Source organism: Acinetobacter sp. V115_6, assembly GCF_031799025.1.
Lineage (GTDB): Bacteria > Pseudomonadota > Gammaproteobacteria > Pseudomonadales > Moraxellaceae > Acinetobacter > Acinetobacter pittii.
The window spans coordinates 1340562-1362936 of sequence record NZ_JAVQNO010000021.1 but is presented as its reverse complement, the minus strand read 5'-3'; the positions used below and the strand labels follow the sequence as shown (position 1 = coordinate 1362936).

Here is a 22375-nt window from a genome sequence, read left to right as displayed (position 1 = left end):
GATGAAATGACTACATTACGTTTAACTACTCTTGCATTAGGTTTGATGGTTTCAGGAATAGCTGCGGCTCAAACTTATGTGGTTGACCGTTATCAAGACGATAGCAATAAAGGCTCTTTACGCTGGGCAATTGAACAAGCCAATGCAAACCCAAGCGAAGCTAGCGACATTTTGATTCAAGCAGTAGGCAAAGCGCCTTATGCGATTAAATTAAATAGTGCACTTCCTGAAATTAAAGCACCTGTCAAAATCATTGGTACACAGTGGGATAAAACTGGTGAATACATCGCGATAGATGGTTCAAACTATATTAAAGGCGAAGGGGCGAAAGCTTGCCCAGGTGCAAACCCTGAGCAGTATGGCACCAATGTACGTACTATGACTTTACCGGGGCTAGTACTACGTGACGTCAACAACGTTACTTTAAAAGGTTTAGACATCCATCGCTTCTGTATTGGGGTATTGATTAACCGCTCGAGTAATAACCTGATTCAACATAACCGTATTAGTAATAACTACGGCGGTGCTGGTGTCATGCTTACTGGTGATGATGGTCAAGGTAACCCAACCGCAACCACCACCAATAACAACAAAGTTTTAGACAATATTTTCCAAGACAATGGTGATGGTCTAGAGCTGACACGTGGTGCTGCGTTTAACTTAATTGCCAATAACCATTTTGTTTCAACCAAAGCAAACCCAGAACCATCACAAGGTATTGAAATTTTGTGGGGTAATGATAATGCGGTAGTTGGTAATAAATTCGAAAACTATTCAGATGGCTTACAGATCAACTGGGGTAAGCGTAACTATATTGCCTACAACGAAATGACCAATAACTCGATTGGTTTCAACATGACGGGTGATGGCAATATTCTTGATAGCAATAAAGTACATGGTAATCGTATTGGTGTAGCCATCCGTTCTGAAAAAGATGCAAATGCAAAAATTACATTGACTAAAAACCTGATTTGGGACAATGGTAAAGATATTAAACGCTGTGAAGCGGGTGGTTCATGTGTACCAGATCAGCGTTTGGGTGCAATTGTATTTGCTGTGCCTGCACTTGAGCATGCAGGATTTGTAGGTTCTCGTGGTGGTGGTGTGGTTGTTGACCCATCTAAACAACAAAAAACATGTACTCAGCCAAATGAACAAGGCTGTAATGCTCAACCTAATCAGGGTATTAAAGCTCCTAAATTAACTGCAAATAAAGGTTCAGTTGCTGTAGAAGTCAATGGCTTGCCAAATCAACGCTATCAAGTTGAATTTTTTGGTAATCAAAATGCGTCATCAAAAGAAGCTGAGCAATATTTAGGAGCAGTAACTGTTGCTACAAATGCACAAGGGATCGCAAAAGCGAATTGGAAGCCGACCGTAAAAGTTGCCTCAATTACAGCGAATATTACTGATCGTTTTGGCGCAACTTCTGAGCTTGGTTTTACAAGTGTTAAATAACAATAAGGAAAGCGCCTCATATGAGGCGCAGCATAGAAATATAGAAATGATAAAAGGGACTTGAAATGCCAAATTTAATGAAACTGAGTGTTTTAACGCTCGCTGTATTAGGTAGCCAATGTGCGCTCGCGAATGATCCTTGGTCACAAGACCGTCAATGGTTGCTAGGCGACTGGAATGGTGAGCGCCAACAGCTAGAACAACAGGGCTATAAATTTACAGCTTCTATTATGAGCCAAAGTGCCACAAATTTAGATGGTGGTTACAACGACAGCAATACTTTTGAAAATGCCGCGCAGCTTTCTTTAGGTGCAAACTTTGATTTAGAAAAGATTGCTGGGTGGAAAGATACAACAGCGAACCTAGTCGTGACTAAACGTGACGGAAATGCGCTTACTTTGGAGCGTATTAAAGACCCGCGTTCTAGCCAATTAGGTAATGCTCAAGAGATTTATGGTCGCGGTAAAATCTGGCGTCTGTCTCAAGCATGGGTAAAGAAAGGCTTTGTTGATAATACTATACAGGCCAAAGTTGGCCGTATGGGCATGTCAGAAGACTTCAATAGTTCTCAATGTGAGTTTCAGAACTTATTGCTTTGCGGTGGGCAGCTAGGAAAATCAATTGGTTCAATTTGGTACAACTCACCAGTTGGTGTTTGGGCTGCAAACGTTAAATATCAATTTGCGCCTGAGTGGACTTTGGGTGTCGGTGTTTATGAAGTAAATCCAGACAACATTAAAACCGAATCAAATAGTGATGGTTTTAATCTGGATATGAACAACGTGAAGGGTGCAACCATACCAGTTGAGCTCGCATGGAAACCAAAACTTGCTGCCTTTAATGGCTTGCCGGGTGAATATAAAGTAGGTGCACTGTACTCAACCGCAGAAGCCAATGATATTAAAACTGCGGGTAAGGTTCATGATGGAAAACAAAGTTTCTGGATTAATGCACAACAACAACTGACGAATAAAGGCGAAGATCCGAAACGCGGTTTATATGTAAGTTTTAATGGTGTTGTAAATGATAAAGCAACTACCTTCGTTCAAAGTACGCAACAGCTTGCTCTTTGGTATAAGGGACCGTTTGATAGCCGTCCAAATGATTCGATTGGTTTTGGTATAGCCAATTATGTAGTTAATGACCGTGCTAAAGATAAACAGATCGCAACAAATGAAAGTCGTGGATACTATAGCTATGATTCGATTGCATCTGACTATATTCCGATTCAAGACGACGAGCTAAATGTCGAGTTGAATTATACCTATCAATGGTCTCCGGCCGTCATGTTACGTCCAAACATTCAATATATTCATCAACCTGCTGGTGTAAAAGAAGTTGATGATGCTTGGGTGGCTGGTCTTAGTGTGAAAGTCAATTTTTAACAATATTGATGGCTGGTTAGACATAGTTTAACTGGCCCAAATGCTTGAACTATTCGGGTTCAGTATATGTGGAGTAGGATCTATGTCTGAGTCAGATTCTAAGTTTCATATCTTATTCAAAATATGGTGTTTTATATTAGGTCTAGTTTTATTGGCTACTGGTGTTTTTTACATCGTAGGTGGTGGAAAGCTAGTATCCCTTGGTGGTTCTTGGTATTTCCTTATCTCAGGACTGTTTATTGCTATTTCTGCAATTAGTATTTTCCGTAAAAAAGCACTGGGTGTCTGGATTTTTGCGGCTGTTTTTGTTGGTACCGTAATTTGGTCATTTGTTGATGCTGGATGGGAATTTTGGCCGTTATTTTCGCGCTTAATGTTTCCTGCCGGTCTTTTTGCTGCGTTGTTATTTACCTTACCTTCAATTAGACGTTACCAATTTCAAACTAGTTTGGCATCTTCATCCTATGCGGTAGGTGGATTAGTTGTTGTGGGTATGTTGATTGCGCTTTATCAAATGTTCCAACCGCATCCCACAGTAGCAAGTTCAGGTGAAAAATTACCTTTAGTACCAGTTGATCCTGCAAAAAAACAGGTAAATTGGGAAAATTATGGTAATGATGCAGGTGGTAGCCGCTTTGTTGCTCTCGATCAAATTAACCGAGATAACGTTCATAAATTAAAAGAAGCTTGGCGCTTTAGAACGGGCGACTTTACAACGGGTAGCGGTAATGGGGCTGAAGACCAAATGACCCCGCTACAAGTTGGAAATAAAGTGTTTTTATGTACACCACATAACAACATTTTTGCGATAGATGCCGACTCGGGCAAGCAACTCTGGAAAGCTGAGGTGAACTCTACAGCCGATGCTTGGGAACGTTGCCGCGGTGTTGCATACTTTGATTCAACTAAACCGCTTGTACAACCAACTTTAGCTGGTGCAAATGCAGTAACTGCGGTTGCAACCAATACAGCATGTCCACGCCGTGTATATACTAATACACCTGATGGTCGTTTAATTGCAGTGAATGCAGATAACGGTCAGCGCTGTGCTGATTTTGGTGTAAATGGAACGGTTGATTTGCTAGAAGGTCTTGGTGCTGGAACAAAAGCTCCACGTTTTGAAGTGACTTCTGCACCGACTATTGCTGGAACAACTATTGTGGTGGGTAGCCGTATTGCCGACAACGTAGCCGCAGATATGCCGGGTGGTGTTATTCGTGGTTATGACGTGATTACGGGTAAACTTCGTTGGGCATTTGACCCGCGCAATCCAAACCCGAACTATGTTCTTAAACCGGGTGAAACCTATAAACGTAGTTCGGCAAACTCATGGGCTGCAATGTCATATGATCCACAAATGAATACGGTATTCTTACCTATGGGCAGTTCATCTGTCGACATTTGGGGTGGTAACCGTAATCCATTGGATCATAAATACAATACTTCTGTGTTAGCACTTGATGCGACAACAGGTAAAGAGAAGTGGGTATATCAAACTGTTCATAACGATTTATGGGACTTTGACTTACCAATGCAACCAAGTTTGGTTGATTTCCCATTAAAAGATGGTACGACTAAACCAGCTGTTGTCATTGGAACCAAATCAGGCCAATTCTTTGTTCTTGACCGAGTAACGGGTAAACCACTGACTAAAGTGATTGAACAACCAGTTAAACCTGCCAATATTCCGGGTGAACAATACAGCTTAACTCAACCTCGTTCAGTTGAAATGCCTCAAATTGGTAATCAGACTTTAACTGAGTCAGATATGTGGGGTGCAACGCCGTTCGATCAATTGATGTGTCGTATTAACTTCAAGTCAATGCGTTACGAAGGCCTATTTACTGCACCAGGTACTGATGTTTCATTAAGCTTTCCAGGTTCGTTGGGTGGTATGAACTGGGGTAGCATCGCTTTTGACCCGACTCATCGTTATATGTTCGTGAACGATATGCGCCTTGGCTTATGGATTCAATTGATGGAGCAAACTCCTGAAGATATTAAGATTCAGGCGAATGGTGGAGAGAAAGTAAACACAGGTATGGGAGCTGTACCAATGAAAGGTACACCATATAAAGTGAATAAAAACCGCTTTATGTCGGCTCTAAGCATTCCTTGTCAAAAACCACCATTTGGCACCATGACTGCGATTGATTTGAAAACTCGTCAAGTTGCATGGCAAGTACCATTAGGTACAGTTGAAGATACTGGGCCGATGGGTATCAAGATGGGCTTAAAAGCACCGATCGGTATGCCAACAATTGGTGGGCCGATGGCAACTCAAGGTGGCTTGGTCTTCTTTGCTGCAACACAAGATTACTACTTACGTGCATTTGATTCATCTACAGGTAAAGAACTGTGGAAATCACGCATGCCAGTAGGTAGCCAAGGAACACCAATAAGCTATGTTTCACCTAAAACAGGTAAACAGTATGTGGTTGTTACCGCAGGTGGAGCACGTCAATCACCTGATCATGGTGATTATGTGATTGCTTATAGCTTAGAACAATAATTAAGAAAGGCAAAAGAGAGTATTTCTCTTTTGCCTTATCCTTTAATATATTTTTTATATAAAAGAGTAAAAGTAAATTCTATATTTTTAACTAGATAGCTTTACCAAATAGTAAAAAAGTGCTTGATGTTGTTGCTAAACTTGAAATAGTCTTATGGTCAATTCAGCCTGAACGCTAGATATAGCTTAACTATTGACCAGTTCCTTAGGATGTTTTACCTATAAATAAAACCTTAACTTTTATTAAGTTTTGTTTAACTTAACATTGTGAATTTTAATTAAAAATAAACATTATTAAGTTTTAAACCTTAAAAATAAGGTGTTTTTTGTTGGAAAAACGAGCTTAAATATATACTTATATTATATTTATATAATTTATTGGGTTGCGCTAGAATGGTCGACGCAGATTATTACTATCCAGTAATAATTTGTATTTCAGGAATTTAAGCTTTTATGGCTTAAGGCTCATCGAAAGATGGGCCTTTTTTTATGGGTGAAAGAAAATGTTTTTATCTTGCTCAATAGCCTAAGCAAAATTAAAAGTTAAATAATGAATAAAATCACAAAAAATAGTCTTTAATGACAAGAAGTGTATGATTTGATAAATTAAAGCCACTTGATAATAATAGGTGATGTAATGAGATTTTTGGTTCTTGCAACTTTATCTGGTTTAGCTTTGATGGGTTGTGCTTCTGTTCAGCAAGCACCGAATACACAAGAGACAATCCGCTATGCTTCTAGCCCATGTTTTGGCGCATGTCCGATTTATTCTGTAGAAGTAACACCTACAGGTTTAATTCGCTTTGAAGGTAAACAATACACTAAAGCTATAGGTGTTAAAGAAATTCAAGGTAGCGTTAAAGATTATAAAAAACTTGCAGATGATCTAAAAACTTATCGCCCTGAAACAGGTACACAATCAAAAACTGCGGGTTGCCAGCAAACAGCGACCGACATGTCTAGCTATTACATTACTTGGATTCAACCTAATGGCACAGAAACTAAATTAAGCCATTACACAGGTTGTATCTCTCCAGCAAATAATAGATTGAATAAGGTTATGGAAAAGTTACCTGAACAATTAGGCATTAAAGATCTAATTTAATGATAAAAGCCCCAAAATCTTGGGGCTTTTTCTTGTTAAGAAGAATTATAAACTCAAAAGTTTTATATTAAGTATTTCTAAAAGAATCAGCGTATAATACAGATTATAAAAACATATATTGTTAAGAGTGGTTATATGTCAAATATTGTCTATGCCTTTTTTGGTGGTTTATTACTAGGCATCGCAACAGTTGGGTATTTATATATAAATGGCCGTATAGCCGGAATCAGTGGTTTGCTTGCTCAAGTCATCAATCCTACTAAAGACACCTTTAAGAGTTCGGCATTCTGGTTTATTGCGGGACTCGTGATTACACCTTTCATATATGGTTATTTTTATCAGCCTGAAATTGAAATTAAAGCTAATACATTTGCACTTATTCTAGCAGGTGTACTTGTAGGCTTTGGAACACGGTTAGGGTCGGGTTGTACAAGCGGTCATGGTATTTGTGGTATGAGCAGGTTATCAAAACGCTCGATGATAGCGACAGCAGTTTTTATGTTTGCTGGCATGTTAACGGTTTATATCATTCGTCATGTGATGGGGTAATCCTATGAAAAACATTTTTGCTTTTTTATTTGGTAGCTTATTTTCATTAGGTTTAATGATCTCTGGCATGTCTAATCCAGAAAAGGTATTAGGTTTTTTAGATATTTTTGGGCAGTGGGATATTAGCTTAATGTTTGTAATGTTAGGTGCTATTGCTGTGGCATTTATTCCATTTCAAAAGGCTATAAAAACTCCTAAAACGCTTTTTAATGAGAAAATTCAATTACCAACGAATACACAGATTGACCAAAGGTTAATTGTGGGTGCTTTTATTTTCGGTATAGGCTGGGGAATAGCAGGTATATGTCCAGCGCCCGCTTTAACTTTGATTGGATTAAGACATTTTGAAGCGCTTTATTTTATTGTCGCAATGTTATTAGGAATGTTTATTTACCGAATTTTAAATAAAGGAAATTAAACCTATGCAACAACCTCTAGTAAAAGATTTTTTTGATGAAAACACCAATACTTTTAGCTATGTTGTTGCAGATTTAGCGACTCTTCAATGCGCTATTATTGATAGCGTGCTTGATTACGATGCCGCATCGGCCACTACAAAAACAACCAATGCTGATCTGATCGTCGATTATGTCTTCGCGCAAAACTTCAAAGTACAATGGATTTTAGAAACCCATGTACATGCGGACCATATGACTGCGGCTCAATATTTAAAATCTAAATTGGGCGGTACAATTGCGATTAGTCAAAAAATCTCGGTAGTACAAGAAACATTTTCGGCTATCTATAATTTTGATTTTAAGAAATTTAATGAAAATCAGCCCTTTGATTATTTGTTTGAAGATTATGAACATTTCAAAATAGGGGAGATAGAAGCCTATAACATTCCTACACCAGGGCATACGCCAGCTTGCTTAAGCTATGTGATCGCTGATGCTGTTTTTGTCGGGGATACTTTATTTATGCCCGATTATGGCTCAGCAAGATGTGACTTTCCTAAAGGAAGTGCTGCTGAGCTTTATGATTCGGTACAAAAACTTTATACACTTCCCGACAATATGCGTATGTTCTTATGCCATGACTATAAGCCCGAAGGCCGTGATGAATATATCTGTCAAACAGATATAAAAACTCAAAAGCAAAGCAATATTCATTTAAATCGACAAGTTTCCAAGGACTCATTCATCAAAATGCGTCAAGAAAGAGATGCTACTTTGGCAATGCCAAAATTAATTTTGCCTTCAATTCAAATTAATATGAATGGTGGAAATTTTCCGGAACCTGAAGCGAATGGCATCCGTTATTTGAAAATCCCTTTCAATTACTTTTAGAAATAGCCTAAGCATTTATTCAGGATCGTTCTATCTATTCAAATAGCCTAAGCAAGATTTAAAGAACTTGTCTCAAATCTCGCGAAGTCTCTTGCAATAGCGGCAGAATATGTTGAATTAAATATTCTTCAGTTGTTTTCATAGTTGGAGAAACAATATTTAAAGCTGCAACCACTTTAAAGTCTTGTCCATAAATCGGTACGGCGAGCGCATGAACTCCTAATTCGTGTTCTTCACGCGAATAACACCAATCTTGTTCTCGAATCTCTTGTAGTAACTCTAAAAATTTATCATTTTCGACATGCGTATATTTAGTTAAACGCTGAAGAGGATATTTTTGGAGCCAGTCCAATTGTTCTTCTTGGCTTAAATGTGCCAGTAAAATTTTACCCGCAGATGTCGCATGAGCAGGTAAGCGGTTACCCAAGTGTAAGCCGTATGGATTTACACGGTCAGTTTGTTGGTGGGCCGCACTACGAGCAATGGTAATGGCTTCATAACCATCAAGTACCATCACCGAATAAATGAGAGAAGTTTGGTTAGTTAGAAGATTTAATAAAGGCTGAGATACTTTCGGAAGCTGGGCTGCACCTAAATAAGCTCCTGAAAATTTAAGAACTTTCGGAGTTAAATAGTAATAGTGACCATCTGACTCAAGATACCCTAAATATTCTAAAGTTAATAAATGTCGTCTTGCTGCTGCTCGGGTAAGCCCAGTTTTTTCAGCAGCCATAGAAATGTTTAAACGATGTTGATTACTACTAAAACTATCTAAAATCGCCATGCCTTTACCAATACCAGCAATGTAATCTTCATGACGAATCGTTTTTTTGTTGTCCTGATTCTGGATTATCCGTTCATCTTTACTCATTACTGATCCTTGTACGATAGAAGCTTAGTAGATCAATTTGCTTTAATGAAAAAGTTTAATAATTTCATGTCGCAAAAATTGATGTCTTAAATTATCCCTTAAATCTTCGTGCCAAAACATACCCATTTTAATATTGGTTATCTCAAAAGGCAGAGAATGTAAGCAAATTTCAGGACTATAAGACAAATGCTGCAAAATCATTCGGGGCATAGTGAGTATTGCGTCGGCTTGAGCTCCTAAAACTTGTAATGCCGTTGAATAGTTTTGACAGCGCATAAATACATTTCTAGAGATTTTTTGGTGTTGGTTTAAATAAATATCTTCAAGTAAAGCGCCCGTACGGCGTGACGAAACACCAATGTGCCGACCACTGATATAACTAGCTAAATCGACTTCTTTAAGTTGGCTGCAAATGACAAACTCATCTGTTACCAAATGATCAAAGGTAATTTTTGGAGATAAGTATTGTTCTAGGTCAATCACGAAATCGAGCTGTTGTGTCGCCAAGTCCGCCATAATATGTTTTCGATCTAGCTTCATACTCACAAACTGCAAATCTAAATTAAGATTTTGAAAATGTTGAGCCAGTCTTGGAAGAATAATCGGTTCAATCTCATCATGAACGGCGATTTTTAAGCTTTTTAAACTTGTTGGATCAAAGACATGTTTCTGTTGGCTAATATTTTGGATGGTTAAAAGTGCTTGCTTCACAGTTGGATAAATCTGTTCTGCAAAAGGAGTGGCAGACATTTTATTGCCTACACGTATAAATACATCATCTTCAAGTTGCTGGCGTAAACGCTGCAAAGCATGACTTGCTGCTGACTGCGTAATATTGAGACTACTTGCAGCATTCGAAATACTTTTTTGCTCATAAATCGCGATAAAAAGCGGATATAAATTGATATCAATTCGGTGAAAAAAACTTAGGTCTAGACCATGTAAGTTATGAATATTATTCATGAGGTGTTATTTAATAAAATCATTTCATTCATATTAAGTTTCAAGTTATGTTGATGTAAAGACCAGATAATGATGTAAAGGAAAAAGAATGTTTGAACTCTCCAAGAAAGCTCAAGATTTTGCTGAGCGAACAAGAAAATTTATTTTAGAAGAAATAGAACCTGTCGAAGCAAAATTTTGGGAAGAGGTTCATGAGCTAAATCCAGATGGGAACTGGAAAAAATGGCAGTGGCCTGAACTGTTAGAAACTCTGAAAACTAAAGCTAAACAAGCTGGTCTTTGGAATATGTTTTTACCCGATGAAAAACTCGGTGCAGGGTTATCAGTTCAAGAATATGCGCATATTGCTGAATTGACTGGCCGTAGCTTATTGGCACCTACCGTTTTTAACTGTAATGCACCAGATACAGGAAATATGGAATTGTTATGGCGCTATGGTAATGAACAGCAAAAACAGCAATGGTTAGAGCCATTATTGGACGGAAAAATTCGTTCGGTTTTTTGTATGACTGAACCCGATGTTGCGTCAAGCGATGCAACCAATATGCAAGCGACTGCACTCATCGACGGTAATGAAATTGTTTTAAATGGCAAAAAGTGGTGGTCGTCTGGTTTAGGTGACCCAAATGCTAAAGTCATTATTTTTATGGCGCATACCCCAGATGAAACCAAAGACCGCCATCATCAACACTCCATGGTTTTAGTACCGATTGATACCGCAGGTGTCGAAATTCAACGGATGTTACCTGTATTTGGTGACTACGATGCGCCGCATGGACATGGTGAGGTTCACTTTAATAATGTTCGAGTGCCTATTGAAAACTTTATTGGTGGAGCGGGGCAAGGTTTTGAAATTGCACAAGGGCGTTTAGGGCCAGGGCGTATTCACCATTGCATGCGTTGTATTGGCGCTGCTGAAAAAGCGCTAGAACTCATGATTGATAGAGGCATGTCTAGAACGGCGTTTGGCAAAGAAATTTTAAAACTCGGTGGAAACCTCGAACGCGTGGCTGATGCTCGAGTCGCCATAGATCAAGCCAGACTTTTAACCTTGTATGCTGCTTATAAAATGGATACTTTAGGCAATATGGCTGCTTTAACAGAAATATCTGCAATTAAAGTGGTCGCTCCGAGTGTTTTAGAAAAAGTAGTCGATATGGCAATTCAGCTACATGGCGGTGCAGGTGTTTCAAGAGATACGCCATTAACAGGTTTCTTTGCCCAAGCACGCAGTTTACGTTTAGCTGATGGTCCAGATGAAGTACATAAAGGCATGATTGCCAAATTAGAGTTGGCCAAACGTGGTTATGGTCGTCATAAGAAAGTATAAGTTTAAAGGAAGTGAATATGTCGGTAATTGATGTAGGCGGTGAAGTACGTGAAGGTGAAGAGCTTGATATTGGGGCAGTTGAAAACTGGTTAAAAAACCAAGGGGTTGAGTTGGTTGGCCCAGCAGTCGTTACTCAATATACGGGCGGGGCGTCGAATTGGACTTATCGTTTAAAATATGAAAATACCGATTTAATTTTGCGACGTCCCCCAAAAGGAACAAAAGCGAAGTCAGCCCACGATATGGCCCGTGAATATATGGTGCAGAAAAATCTTGCGCCTTATTATCCAGTGCTTCCTAAAATGGTTGCACTTTGTCAGGACGAATCGGTCATTGGCTGTGATTTTTATGTCATGGAACGGATTGAAGGCATTATTCCTCGTGCAAAATTACCGCCTGAACTTGGTTTTAATGAAGAAGATGTTCATGAGCTTTGTGTAAATGTTATTGATAAGTTGATTGAGCTACATCAAGTTCCCTATGAGAACACGCCTTTAGCTGAACTAGGCAAAGGTGCGGGATATTGTCGTAGACAAGTTGAAGGTTGGGATAAACGCTATGAAAAAGTCCGCACAATCAACGTTCCTTCATTTAAATATGTCCGAAAATGGCTAAATGATAATATCCCTCAAGACTCGACGACTTGTATTATTCACAATGATTGGCGTTTTGATAATGTGATTTTAGATCCAGAGCATCCAACAGATGTGATTGGGGTGCTGGATTGGGAAATGGCGACCTTGGGGGATCCATTAATGGATTTGGGCAGTGCTTTGGCCTATTGGGTTGAGCCAACGGATAATATGATTTTTAGATCAACACGCCGTCAGCCGACTCACTTAAAGGGAATGTTCTCTCGCAAAGAAGTCGTTGACTATTATTTGCAAAAAACAGGTCTGGAGCCTCAAAACTGGGCTTTTTATGAAGTCTTCGGTGTATTCCGTTTAGCCGTGATTGCCCAGCAAATCTATTATCGTTATTACCATAAACAAACCCGAAACCCCGCTTTTAAAGATTTCTGGATCGTGATTCATGCGCTACATATCCGAGCTTTAAAACTTATCGCACAGCAAAAATTGCAAGAATCTGAATTTGCTCAGCAATCTCTACAGAAAATACAGGGTATTTTAAGAAAATGACCACAATTTATCTGGTAAGACATGGACAGGCATCGTTTGGTAAAAGTAACTATGATGAGCTGTCTGAAAATGGTGAGGCTCAGGCGACTTTATTAGGTCGTTATTTTAAGCAAATATTGAAAGAACAACCTTATGTGGTTGCAGGAACTATGCAGCGCCATGAGCAGACTGCAAAGCTCGCACTTAATGAATGCTTTCCAGATGCGGTGATTCAACATAGTAATTTATGGAATGAGTTTAACCATCAACAGGTTTTTGCACGCTATGAGCCGCGTTTTGAACAGCCTGAACTGCTAAAAGCTGACGTAGCACAAGAACAAAACCCACGTGCGTATCTTGCCAAAATATTTGAAGGTGCCATTGGGCGATGGACCGATGGCGATTTTCATCATGAATATGATGAGTCTTGGCCACACTTTAAAGAAAGAGTCGAAACAGCATTGCAGCAACTTTGTGATGATTTAGCAAAAACCAAACCTCGCTATGCAGTCGTTTTTACCTCTGGTGGAGTGATTTCTGTAGCCATTGGAAAACTGCTTGAACTCAGTCCTAATCGAACTTTTGCGTTGAATTGGGCAATTGCTAATACAAGCCTCACGACTTTGCGGTTGGTTGGAAATGAAGCTCAGGTTTTAAGTTTAAATGAACATCATTTTATCAAAGCTGAACGTCCAGATTTGCTGACATGGATTTAAAAATAAGGATAAAAGCATGGCAAAGACAATTTTAATTACAGGTGCAAGTTCTGGGTTGGGTGCGGGTATGGCGCATGAATTTGCAGCGAAAGGCTATAACTTGGCAATTTGTGCACGCCGTTTAGACCGATTAGAGACTTTAAAAACTGAACTTGAAAATGAATATAGCATTCAGGTGATTGCAAAAAGTCTAGATGTGACTCATTACGATCAGGTTTTCGAAGTTTTTCGTGCATTTAAGCAAGAGTTTGGTTATTTGGACCGAATTATTGTCAATGCTGGAGTCGGAAATGGTCGCCGTATTGGTAAAGGCAATTTTGAAATTAATAAAGCCACCGCTGAAACCAACTTTATTTCTGCCTTAGCGCAGTGTGAAGCGGCGGTTGAAATTTTTAGAGAGCAAAACGCAGGTCATTTGGTGGTGATGTCATCCATGAGTGCCATGCGTGGATTACCAAAACATTTATCGACCTATGCAGCAAGTAAAGCTGCGGTTGCTCACTTGGCTGAAGGTATTCGTGCTGAATTACTGGATACCCCAATTAAAGTTTCTACAATTTTCCCGGGTTACATTCGTACTGAAATAAATGAAGGTGCTAAACATCTACCTTTTGAGGTAGATGCCAAAACAGGATGTAAAGCTTTGGTCAAAGCTATCGAAAAACAACCTGTAAAAGCGTATGTACCACAGTGGCCATGGTTACCAATGAGTATTGCTATGAAGGTTTTACCATTAAAGTTGGTCAATAAATTAGGATAAAAAAATACCCCCTAAATTTTAGGGGGATTTTTTAGTTAAAACTTTTTGGTGTAATTGACGAATAAACGGTCTTCACCAAAGTCATTACCATGTCTTACGTTGTAGTCAATCCGAATATATTGCAGGGCAAATCCTTTTAAGAGTGGCTGCTGAAAGGCATAGTTCAGAATGATATTGGACTCGGTTTCGTGGTTTTTCTCACCATTTGCTGCTTTAAAGTCATGTCCGTAAACATATTTCACCATCGCGTTTAGGCCTGGCACATAATCTTTAAAGTCGTAGCCATACATGACATGGTAAGACTTTTCATCTTCTTTAAAGAAACCTGTGGCGTTCCAGTTAATAAAGTACGTCTCTGGTAAGAAACCATCTGGTAATGGGTAAGCCGATTCACCAATAATTTGTTGGTAACCCAAACCAAAGGTATGGTTTTTTACTTTGACGGTTTCAAGTAAACCAATGTTCTGCGCATCAATATCAAAAGTATTGCCGTCATCTTTTGCATTAAAGTACTTAAACTTAGAGGTAAGTGCAAAACTTGGCTGCTTCCAATTATGCTCAAGGCCAACATAGTGTTTGTTGTAGAGATCTTCTAAATTGCCAAAATAATATTCGCCCTTTAAAGATGGCGTAAATTGATAGCGCAGGTCAATGTAGTTCAAACCGTCAGATTCTTTGGTAATTCCATTTGATGTGAACGAAAACTTTTTAAAGTCTTCTTCATTTCGTGGAGACACTTTTTCAACTCGGCCAATTTCAGCATAGAGTTGATCTGAAAGTTGTGACTTTAAGTTGGTTCCCCAATACGAAGTAAGTAACTGACGACTAGCATCGACTGCCGTTACAGGTAAATCTAGCCAGAGTTCACCGACACTTAAAAGTGTTTTGTCATAGCCCAGCTTTAAAGTCGCGCCGTATTTTAGATAGTCTGATGCTTGAGATTGCGTTTCTTTATTAAAAGGCAAAACTGTGTCAGCGACATGTTTGTCTGAACTCAAGCGCACGGCGTATTGAACCGATGCATCGGCCCCAATCGTGATTGGCTTGTCTGCTATGACTAACGGAGTGTCATGCATTTTCGATTTATAAAATAAAGACGCTGCCTGAGACCAACTGCCCGTATCTTTGAGTGCATCATTATCAAAATCACGGTTAATGTAGGCATTTTTTAAAGTGAATTTCCATTCATCTTCAATTTGCTGATTTGGATTTGCGCCCCATGAGTTGCTGCACATCAGTAATAAAGTGGCAACGGCTAAAGTGTTTGGTTTAAAACGGTGAAATAATTCCATAATCCATTTCCCAGATGTATGCCAGTCCTCGGCACTACGTAATTTTGAATATTTCGGTACTCTCTAAGCGTTTAGTTAGAGAGTACATTTTTGCAATTGGTGAGACCTATTAATTTAATTTTTCAAGTTTCATGCTTTCACTAAAGAATTTGCAGCCTTTAAAAAGCAGAATTAGAGCCAGTACACACGACAGACCACCTACAATAGATAAAGAAGAACCTACCATTAACGGGCTACCAAAAACTTTATCTGTGATAATGGCCACCAATGTTGTACCAATACCGAGTCCAATTAAGTTGCTCACTAAAAGGAATAGGGCAGAAAGACGTGCTCTAAATTGGTTTGGGGCTAACATTTGCAAAGCAGTTGCCGAAATTACTAGAGGGAAAGATGCAAAGAACATTGCAGGAATCAGTAAGCTGACTGAAAGCCATAGCTGATCTGTTTGGGTAAAAAATGCAATTGGAATAATCAGGCCAACAATCCCAATCACACCCGTGAACATCGGTGCATCTTGGCGTCCTTTTTTAATAAACCAATCATTTAGCCAACCTGCACAAAATACGCCTAATGTATTTGCGACTAACAGAATCGTACCGAGCATATAGCCTGTCTCAGTCGGTGCGAGTTGAAACTTACGAATATAAAATGCAGGTGTCCAGCTAGTTAGGCTATAGAGTGCCATTGCATAAAAGGTAAAACCTAAATAGTGACATGCAAATGTTTTCGAATGTTTTTTAATAAACTGAAGACATTGAGAGAATTTAACTTGGTCAACTTGTCCATTTTGGTTGAGCTGTTGGCCTTTACGTGCAGGGTCTTTAACGGTCAGAATAAATAGCAGACCAATAATGATGCCCGGTAAACCTACTACAAAAAAGGCAATTTGCCATGCTTTCAGTGCGCCTAATAGTGGAACTTCAATGAGCGTTACACCTTTAAGCAAGTTAATGACATACCCGCCAACTAAAAAGGCAATACCACCACCTAAAAAAGCGCCAATTGAATAAATTCCGACAGCACGACCTAGTTTGTCCTTACTAAACATGTCGCTGAACATTGAATAAGCGGCTGGAGATAACGCAGCTTCACCTACGCCGACCGCCATACGGCTCAGGAACAGTTGAATAAAGTTTTTACTTAAACCACAAGTGGCCGTTGCTAAACTCCAAACAATAATCCCGATTGAAATCAATTTTGGTCGTGAAAAACGATCGGCAATATAGGCTAAGGGTAAACCCATAACCGCATAAAACAGTGAGAAGGCAAGGCCATGTAACAGGCTAAATTGTGTATCTGAAAGTTGGAGATCTGCTTTGATGGGTTCAATCATCAGCGCCAGAATTTGGCGGTCAATAAATGAAAATATATATGCCAACATACAAAGTGTGACGACATACCATGCATAAGCATTGCTTTTCTTTTGTGTCCTTTCAACAGCGATATTACTTTGGTTCATACACTTAATCCTTATGTATAAAACGCTTAAAGAAATTGATATCTAACTTTTATTATTCCTCTGAAGTCTTCGATATTTCCCCCTTTTAGATAAGAATAATAAATAGGCTAGAAATGAGTAATTTGGTCTCGTACAGACCGGAAGAGTGCGTCTAAACCCAATTAGGAGTTAATGGGATTTTAAAGATCATGGAATTATTATTTTCTTTTTATATGTAAAATTCCATTACTTATTGAGTATGTTAGAATACCTAAAAAGTATGTTAAGTAAACAGATAGTAATAATTTATTGAATTAAGAAACTGATTTTTATTTATTTTTTTAATATTGAAACTTATTTTAATAAAGAGCAGCGAGAAAAGAAGAACTATTTCATGCTGCTCTTGAGCGCATTGAACCCGATATCAAGTCAAATAATTAACTTGATGGCATAAGATCAAATAATTTCTTTAACTGATGATTTAAATTGTGAAGCTCATCTTCTGAAAAGGCATTTAGGATGCCCGCTAAGGTGACCACACTAATTTGATTAATCTGTTCAACCAGCTCGATACCTTTGGGAGTTAATTTCACCATCGAAATTCGTTCATCGGTGGTAGAAGAGTAGACCTCGACAATTCCATCTTCTACTAAGCGATATACAGCTTTTGTTGCTGTAGTTAACTTTAAGGTAGAAAGATTAGCGATATCGGTAATACTGGCTTCACTCAAAGCATTAGTACTTAAAATGATTTTACGGCGTGTATTATCAATACCTAGTTTTTTTATTGATTTTTCAATGAGTTGTGAATATTTTCCATTCACTTGAGAAACCCAAAAAAAAGGGAAATTTTGAATACTCGACGGTTCTTTATTAGGAAGAAATTGTTCTAAATGATCAAGCATAGCTAAGCAATAACTTAGTGAAAAAAGGGTAATCCTATTATAAACAAAATTTTGGATATTTCCTTGAGAACAAATTATAAAAAATACTTGACAATTCCATTAAATTTTCCGATATTTTGATTAATGAATAAAAATACATGGAAAAGTGAATGAATATTGTTAGTCAAAGCGTGCACAAAGGAAGTGGCAAGCTCAAGGTGATGGTCAAGGACACAATTGATATTCAAGGTCTAAAAACCATTGCTGGTAGTCGAGCTTTACTAAATGTTGAACCTGCTCAAGATGATGCTGAGGTGGTTAAAAACATTTTAAAAGCTGACTGTGAAATTATTGCGAAAACAAATTTGCACGAATTGGCTTTTGGTATTACAGGCATTAACCACGCTTTTGGTACACCTGTTAATCCCAAATATCCTGAACTTATTCCAGGCGGATCTTCGAGTGGTTCGGCTGCGGCAGTTGCAGCAAAACAAGCTGATTTTACTTTAGGTACCGACACGGGCGGCTCTATCCGTATGCCCGCTGCATGCTGCGGAGTTTTTGGTTTAAAACCGACTTTTGGCCGTGTTAGCAGAAAAGGTGTATATCCGCCGTCGAGTTCTTTAGATTGCGTTGGTCCTTTTGCAAATTCAGTCGAGATGATTGAAAAGGCGATGCAAATTATTGATCCAACTTTTAAGCCAACTGCATGTACTAGTGCACCAAAACTTGCTGTTTTAGATGTAAGCGCAGATGAGGTTGTTTGGAACTGTATCCATCAAGCATTTCAAAAAGCCAATTTACAGACCACTTTAGAAAAAGTTGAACATTTTGACGCGGCTTATGACGCAGGCATGCAGATTATTAATTATGAAAACTGGCAAGCTTTTGGTGAGTTAACCAAAACAGGTTTAATTGGTCCTGATGTAAATAATCGCCTGTTAAAAGCTGCTGAAACTACCTTAGAGCAAGTAAAGCAAGCCGAAGTCGTGAAGCAGCAGCTGACTCAAGAACTTGATGCTTTATTAGAAAAATATGATGCATTGATCTTACCAACGCTTCCGCAAATTCCACCAAAAGTTGCTGAAGCTGAAAATACAGTCGCTTTTCTGAATCTTACGGCTTTAGTTCGTCCATTTAATTTATCAGGTCATCCAGCTATTTCAGTGCCACTTGAAACCATTGAAGGTTTACCTGTGGGCTTACAGATCGTATCGAAGCATCAAAAAGATGAGCAATTATGTGCAATAGCTAAATTTTGTGTTGATGCAATGCAATAAATTACAAGGAGTTAGATGATGAATAAGTTATCTAAAATGGAGTTTGCTTCTCAAGACAAAGCAATTGACTTAGATGCTTTGTGTCAAGAAATTCGTGAGCGTGCCTGTACAGGCGAGTTCGATAATCAGGCGTATGTGAGCCAAGACATTATCGAAAAACTTAAGCAGATTGGCGTTTACCGTGCATTAGTTCCAAAACGTTTTGGTGGTGAAGAATGGTCACCGCGACAGTTTTGCGAGTTGATCGAAACTTTATCTAAAGCTGATGGTTCAGTCGGTTGGGTGGCAAGTTTCGGTATGAGTCCTGCGTATTTGGGAAGTTTGCCTGAAGATACACTTAAAGAATTGTACCAAAACGGCCCAGATGTGGTGTTTGCTGGAGGTATTTTTCCACCACAACCTGCTGAAATTACCGATGAAGGTGTCGTGGTTCGTGGACGTTGGAAATTTTCAAGCGGCTGTATGGGAGCAGACATTGTTGGTGTGGGGATTTCACCGCTTAAAAACAATGAAATACAAGGTTTACCACGCATGGCAGTGATGCCTGCAAAAAAAGCCAAAATTGAAATGACATGGGACACCGTTGGCTTAAAAGGTACGGGAAGCCACGATTTGGTGGTCGAAGATGTATTGGTCGAAAAGAAATGGACCTTTGTTCGGGGTGAACCTTCAAAACTAAGCGAGCCTTTTTTTAAATATCCGTCCCTGTCTTTAGCGACTCAAGTATTAACCGTGGTGGGTATTGGAGTTGCAGCTGCGGCATTAGAAGAATTTGAAAAATTAGCACCGGGTAAAGCATCCATTACAGGCGGTTCAGAAATTGCCAACCGACCAGTGACTCAATATGAGTTTGCTCAGGCAGATGCAGAATTTCAGGCTGCAAAGTCTTGGTTTTATCAAACCATGGATATTGTTTGGAATGAAATTATTGCTGGTCGTGAAGCAACTGCTGAACAAATTAGCGATATGCGTCTGGCATGTACCCATGCAGCGCGAGTTTGCGCCAAAGTGACCCGAAAAATGCAAATGCTCGCAGGCATGACAGCAATTTATACCAACAATCCATTTAGCCGTTTTGTGAATGACACCAACGTGGTGACTCAGCATGCCTTTATGGGTGATGCAACTTTACAAAATGCAGGCTCAATCAGTTTCGGGTTAAAACCAACCCCAGGTTATTTATAAGTTTAATTTTTAAAAGGATATTGAGATGGAAGCTAAAAAATCATTACGCGTTTTGTTCTGCATGGGTATTAACCAAAACTTTTTTGATGCAGAACCTGCTGAAGCAAAAGCAGTTTGGGCAGCGTTTGGTGAAATGTGGAATGGCATTCATGACTTACCGGGTGTTCATGTTTTTGGAAATCTTGATGATGACCAAAGTATGGTTGGCCCAAGTGCTGGCTGGCCTTGGACAACATACTTGCTTGCAGATGTTCCGGATATTGAAACCGTACACGCGGCTTGTAACTTGTTTAGAACGACTGTGGTGGGTGAAGGGCCATACAAACTTTGGAAATATTGCAAAGTTGAAGCTCGTGTTGGGCGTGAATTGATTATTCAACGTTAAGGCGACCGCAATGACTGACAAAGTGGATATTGCAAAAATCATAGAGCGACTAGAACAGTTAGAAGCGCACAATGCGATTCGTAACTGCCTGAATCGCTATATGGAAATCTGCGATGAGCTTAATGCAAATACAGACCTTGATGAGCTAATGAATCTTTTTGATCAGGACTGTATTTGGGAAGGTATTGGCGAGAAATATGCCAAATCTTTTGGCCGTTATGATTCTTGGCAGTCGATTTACGACATGTTTAAAAGCTATACCCAAAAAGAATCTCACTTTGTTATGAATGCACACTTTGTAAATTCAGAACAAATTTATGTAAATCAAAATGATGCAAATGCTTCTTGGCTCATGTTGCAAACTTCAACCTTTAAAGATGGCCGTAGTCATCTGAATACAGCAAAGCTCAATGTGAAGTTTCAAAAGCAAGCAGATGGAACATGGAAAATTAAACATTTCCAAACACAGAATATTTTCAGTCGTCCGGTATCGCATTGGCACAGTGAAGCTGAATTGCCGGTACCTTCCCAGGAATGACCCAGGACATATTTAAAAGGACTATTGATATGAACAGTATTATCCCAACGCATAACATTGGCATTGATTACGATGCTTTGGTTCAAAGTGACCGTGCCCATACTTCTCTTTATAAAGATGAACGTATTTTTGATGAAGAAATGGAAAAAATCTTTTATAGCACTTGGGTCTGGGTTGCGCATGCCAGCGAAATTCCGGAAGGCGGAAGCTATAAAACGATTAACATCGGTAAACAGCCTGTTGTGGCGGTACGTGACCGTAAAAAGAAAGTCCATGTACTTTTAAACCGTTGTCGTCACCGTGCAGCAACCGTATGCGAACATAAAAAAGGAAAAACTAATAGTTTTGTATGTCCGTACCACGGTTGGAGTTATGCACTTGACGGTAGTTTACGTGGTGTACCATCTCCGGAAAGCTACGGCGATTGTTTAGATAAATCAGAATTGCCACTGGTGAGTCTACGGGTAGAAGAATATAACGGGATGATCTTCGCTTCATTTAAAGAAGACATTCAACCGCTTGAAGAGTTCCTTGGGCCTGCAAAAAAATGGATTGACCTATTTATGAAACAGGGCGCGGGTTATCCAATTAAAGTGTTGGGTGAACACCGTTTCCGTTTCCCGGGTAACTGGAAAATCCAGCTTGAAAATACCACCGATGCATATCACTTCCCGTTGGTACATAAGTCATTCTTAAGTTCTGTAGATGAAAAAACAGAAGAACTCTTTAACTTCGAAAACCAACCGGGCTTTGTTGAAGACTTAGGTAATGGTCACAGTGTTATGGTGATGATTCCTGAACTGGTTGATCTAGACGAAGAGCTTATGGAGCGACCAATTCAAGAACGTTTTGAAGACTTGGCTCAAGCTTTGCGCGACGAAGGTCATGAAGAATTAGAAGTACGCCGTATTGTTCGTGCTGTTGGTGGTTCTGGCTTTAACTTAAATTTATTCCCGAATATTGCATGTTCGATGGCGTTCTTCCGTGTGTTACAGCCAATTTCAGTTGCTGAAACAGAAATTCATCACTCGGTGATTACGATGGATGGTGGCCCGCAAATTGCCAACCAATATCGCTTACGTTTGCATGAACATTTCCAAGGTCCCTTTGGTTTTGGTACACCAGATGACTCAGAAGCTTGGGAGCGCGTACAACACGGTGCCAATGCGGGTAATGATTTATGGATCATGTTGAACCGTGGTTTACCAGGCGAAGTCAAAACCGAAGATGGCTTAAAAAGTGATGTCAGTGCTGAAACAGGTATGCGTGCAGCCTATCAGCAGTGGAAAAAGATGATGACGGCTTAAGGAGAGAGCA

The 22375-nt window shown here is 39.3% G+C and carries 21 protein-coding genes; 16 read left to right on the top strand and 5 right to left on the bottom strand.

Annotated elements, in window-relative coordinates; translation table 11 throughout:
* Nucleotides 1–6: 6 nt before the first annotated feature.
* From RMA94_RS14820 to RMA94_RS14790, 7 genes are all read left to right on the top strand, one after another.
* Nucleotides 7–1458 (top strand): right-handed parallel beta-helix repeat-containing protein, encoded by a 1452-nt coding sequence (locus tag RMA94_RS14820; protein ID WP_311083651.1) that lies wholly within the window; start codon nucleotides 7–9, stop codon nucleotides 1456–1458.
* Nucleotides 1459–1523: 65 nt separating this feature from the next.
* Nucleotides 1524–2843 carry a carbohydrate porin gene (locus RMA94_RS14815; RefSeq protein WP_311083649.1) on the top strand — a complete coding sequence of 440 codons (1320 nt, stop codon included), beginning with the start codon at nucleotides 1524–1526 and terminating at the stop codon, nucleotides 2841–2843.
* An 82-nt stretch (nucleotides 2844–2925) separates the two neighbouring features.
* Nucleotides 2926–5355 (top strand): glucose/quinate/shikimate family membrane-bound PQQ-dependent dehydrogenase, encoded by a 2430-nt coding sequence (locus RMA94_RS14810; RefSeq protein WP_311083647.1) that lies wholly within the window; start codon nucleotides 2926–2928, stop codon nucleotides 5353–5355.
* Between the two features lie 646 nt (nucleotides 5356–6001).
* Nucleotides 6002–6460: a DUF6438 domain-containing protein gene (locus tag RMA94_RS14805; RefSeq protein WP_014206923.1), complete on the top strand. Its 459-nt coding sequence runs from the start codon at nucleotides 6002–6004 to the stop codon at nucleotides 6458–6460.
* 135 nt (nucleotides 6461–6595) lie between these two features.
* Nucleotides 6596–7009, top strand: a complete 414-nt coding sequence (locus RMA94_RS14800; RefSeq protein ID WP_005069081.1) for a YeeE/YedE family protein — start codon at nucleotides 6596–6598, stop codon at nucleotides 7007–7009.
* A gap of 4 nt (nucleotides 7010–7013) precedes the next feature.
* Nucleotides 7014–7427 carry a DUF6691 family protein gene (locus RMA94_RS14795; RefSeq protein ID WP_060466636.1) on the top strand — a complete coding sequence of 138 codons (414 nt, stop codon included), beginning with the start codon at nucleotides 7014–7016 and terminating at the stop codon, nucleotides 7425–7427.
* A 4-nt stretch (nucleotides 7428–7431) separates the two neighbouring features.
* Nucleotides 7432–8298 (top strand): MBL fold metallo-hydrolase, encoded by an 867-nt coding sequence (locus tag RMA94_RS14790; RefSeq protein ID WP_033847203.1) that lies wholly within the window; start codon nucleotides 7432–7434, stop codon nucleotides 8296–8298.
* Between the two features lie 58 nt (nucleotides 8299–8356).
* Here the strand turns inward: RMA94_RS14790 and pcaU are convergent, their stop codons facing one another.
* Together pcaU and RMA94_RS14780 are read right to left on the bottom strand one after the other, a co-directional pair.
* Nucleotides 8357–9169 carry an IclR family transcriptional regulator PcaU gene (gene pcaU, locus RMA94_RS14785; protein WP_002120879.1) on the bottom strand — a complete coding sequence of 271 codons (813 nt, stop codon included), beginning with the start codon at nucleotides 9167–9169 and terminating at the stop codon, nucleotides 8357–8359.
* Between the two features lie 42 nt (nucleotides 9170–9211).
* Nucleotides 9212–10132 (bottom strand): LysR family transcriptional regulator, encoded by a 921-nt coding sequence (locus tag RMA94_RS14780; protein ID WP_130119274.1) that lies wholly within the window; start codon nucleotides 10130–10132, stop codon nucleotides 9212–9214.
* 88 nt (nucleotides 10133–10220) lie between these two features.
* Here RMA94_RS14780 and RMA94_RS14775 point away from each other — a divergent pair, with 88 nt between their 5' ends.
* The 4 genes from RMA94_RS14775 to RMA94_RS14760 are packed head-to-tail and all read left to right on the top strand — an operon-like array spanning nucleotide 10221 to nucleotide 14056.
* Nucleotides 10221–11462, top strand: a complete 1242-nt coding sequence (locus RMA94_RS14775; protein WP_033847199.1) for an acyl-CoA dehydrogenase family protein — start codon at nucleotides 10221–10223, stop codon at nucleotides 11460–11462.
* Nucleotides 11463–11479: 17 nt separating this feature from the next.
* Entirely contained in the window at nucleotides 11480–12601 is a 1122-nt protein-coding gene (locus RMA94_RS14770) for a phosphotransferase family protein (RefSeq protein ID WP_202732327.1), read from the top strand.
* Complete coding sequence (locus RMA94_RS14765) at nucleotides 12598–13296, top strand: histidine phosphatase family protein (RefSeq protein ID WP_202732328.1); 699 nt, start codon at nucleotides 12598–12600, stop codon at nucleotides 13294–13296. The genes RMA94_RS14770 and RMA94_RS14765 overlap by 4 nt, the downstream gene beginning before the upstream one ends.
* A 16-nt stretch (nucleotides 13297–13312) precedes the next feature.
* Nucleotides 13313–14056, top strand: a complete 744-nt coding sequence (locus RMA94_RS14760; protein ID WP_202732329.1) for an SDR family oxidoreductase — start codon at nucleotides 13313–13315, stop codon at nucleotides 14054–14056.
* 35 nt (nucleotides 14057–14091) lie between these two features.
* On the opposite strand, the gene RMA94_RS14755 is transcribed toward RMA94_RS14760, so the two are convergent.
* The 3 genes from RMA94_RS14755 to RMA94_RS14745 all read right to left on the bottom strand — a co-directional run bounded on the left by RMA94_RS14755 (nucleotide 14092) and on the right by RMA94_RS14745 (nucleotide 17691).
* Nucleotides 14092–15348, bottom strand: coding sequence for an OprD family outer membrane porin (locus RMA94_RS14755; RefSeq protein WP_130172535.1), 1257 nt, complete (start codon nucleotides 15346–15348; stop codon nucleotides 14092–14094).
* A gap of 109 nt (nucleotides 15349–15457) precedes the next feature.
* Nucleotides 15458–16807, bottom strand: a complete 1350-nt coding sequence (locus RMA94_RS14750) for an MFS transporter (RefSeq protein WP_174740394.1) — start codon at nucleotides 16805–16807, stop codon at nucleotides 15458–15460.
* A 416-nt stretch (nucleotides 16808–17223) separates the two neighbouring features.
* Nucleotides 17224–17691, bottom strand: a complete 468-nt coding sequence (locus RMA94_RS14745; protein ID WP_151302469.1) for a MarR family winged helix-turn-helix transcriptional regulator — start codon at nucleotides 17689–17691, stop codon at nucleotides 17224–17226.
* 149 nt (nucleotides 17692–17840) lie between these two features.
* Here RMA94_RS14745 and RMA94_RS14740 point away from each other — a divergent pair, with 149 nt between their 5' ends.
* The 5 genes from RMA94_RS14740 to RMA94_RS14720 are packed head-to-tail and all read left to right on the top strand — an operon-like array spanning nucleotide 17841 to nucleotide 22365.
* Nucleotides 17841–18950 (top strand): amidase, encoded by a 1110-nt coding sequence (locus RMA94_RS14740; protein ID WP_202724194.1) that lies wholly within the window; start codon nucleotides 17841–17843, stop codon nucleotides 18948–18950.
* 36 nt (nucleotides 18951–18986) lie between these two features.
* Nucleotides 18987–20135, top strand: a complete 1149-nt coding sequence (locus tag RMA94_RS14735) for an acyl-CoA dehydrogenase family protein (RefSeq protein ID WP_311084038.1) — start codon at nucleotides 18987–18989, stop codon at nucleotides 20133–20135.
* A gap of 25 nt (nucleotides 20136–20160) precedes the next feature.
* On the top strand, nucleotides 20161–20520 hold the full coding sequence (locus RMA94_RS14730) for a hypothetical protein (protein ID WP_000387554.1): 360 nt from the start codon (nucleotides 20161–20163) through the stop codon (nucleotides 20518–20520).
* 10 nt (nucleotides 20521–20530) lie between these two features.
* The gene (locus tag RMA94_RS14725) at nucleotides 20531–21058 is read left to right on the top strand and encodes a nuclear transport factor 2 family protein (protein ID WP_130172538.1); all 528 of its coding nucleotides are present in this window, start codon (nucleotides 20531–20533) and stop codon (nucleotides 21056–21058) included.
* A 29-nt stretch (nucleotides 21059–21087) separates the two neighbouring features.
* On the top strand, nucleotides 21088–22365 hold the full coding sequence (locus RMA94_RS14720) for a Rieske 2Fe-2S domain-containing protein (protein WP_005074154.1): 1278 nt from the start codon (nucleotides 21088–21090) through the stop codon (nucleotides 22363–22365).
* Nucleotides 22366–22375 lie beyond the last annotated feature (10 nt).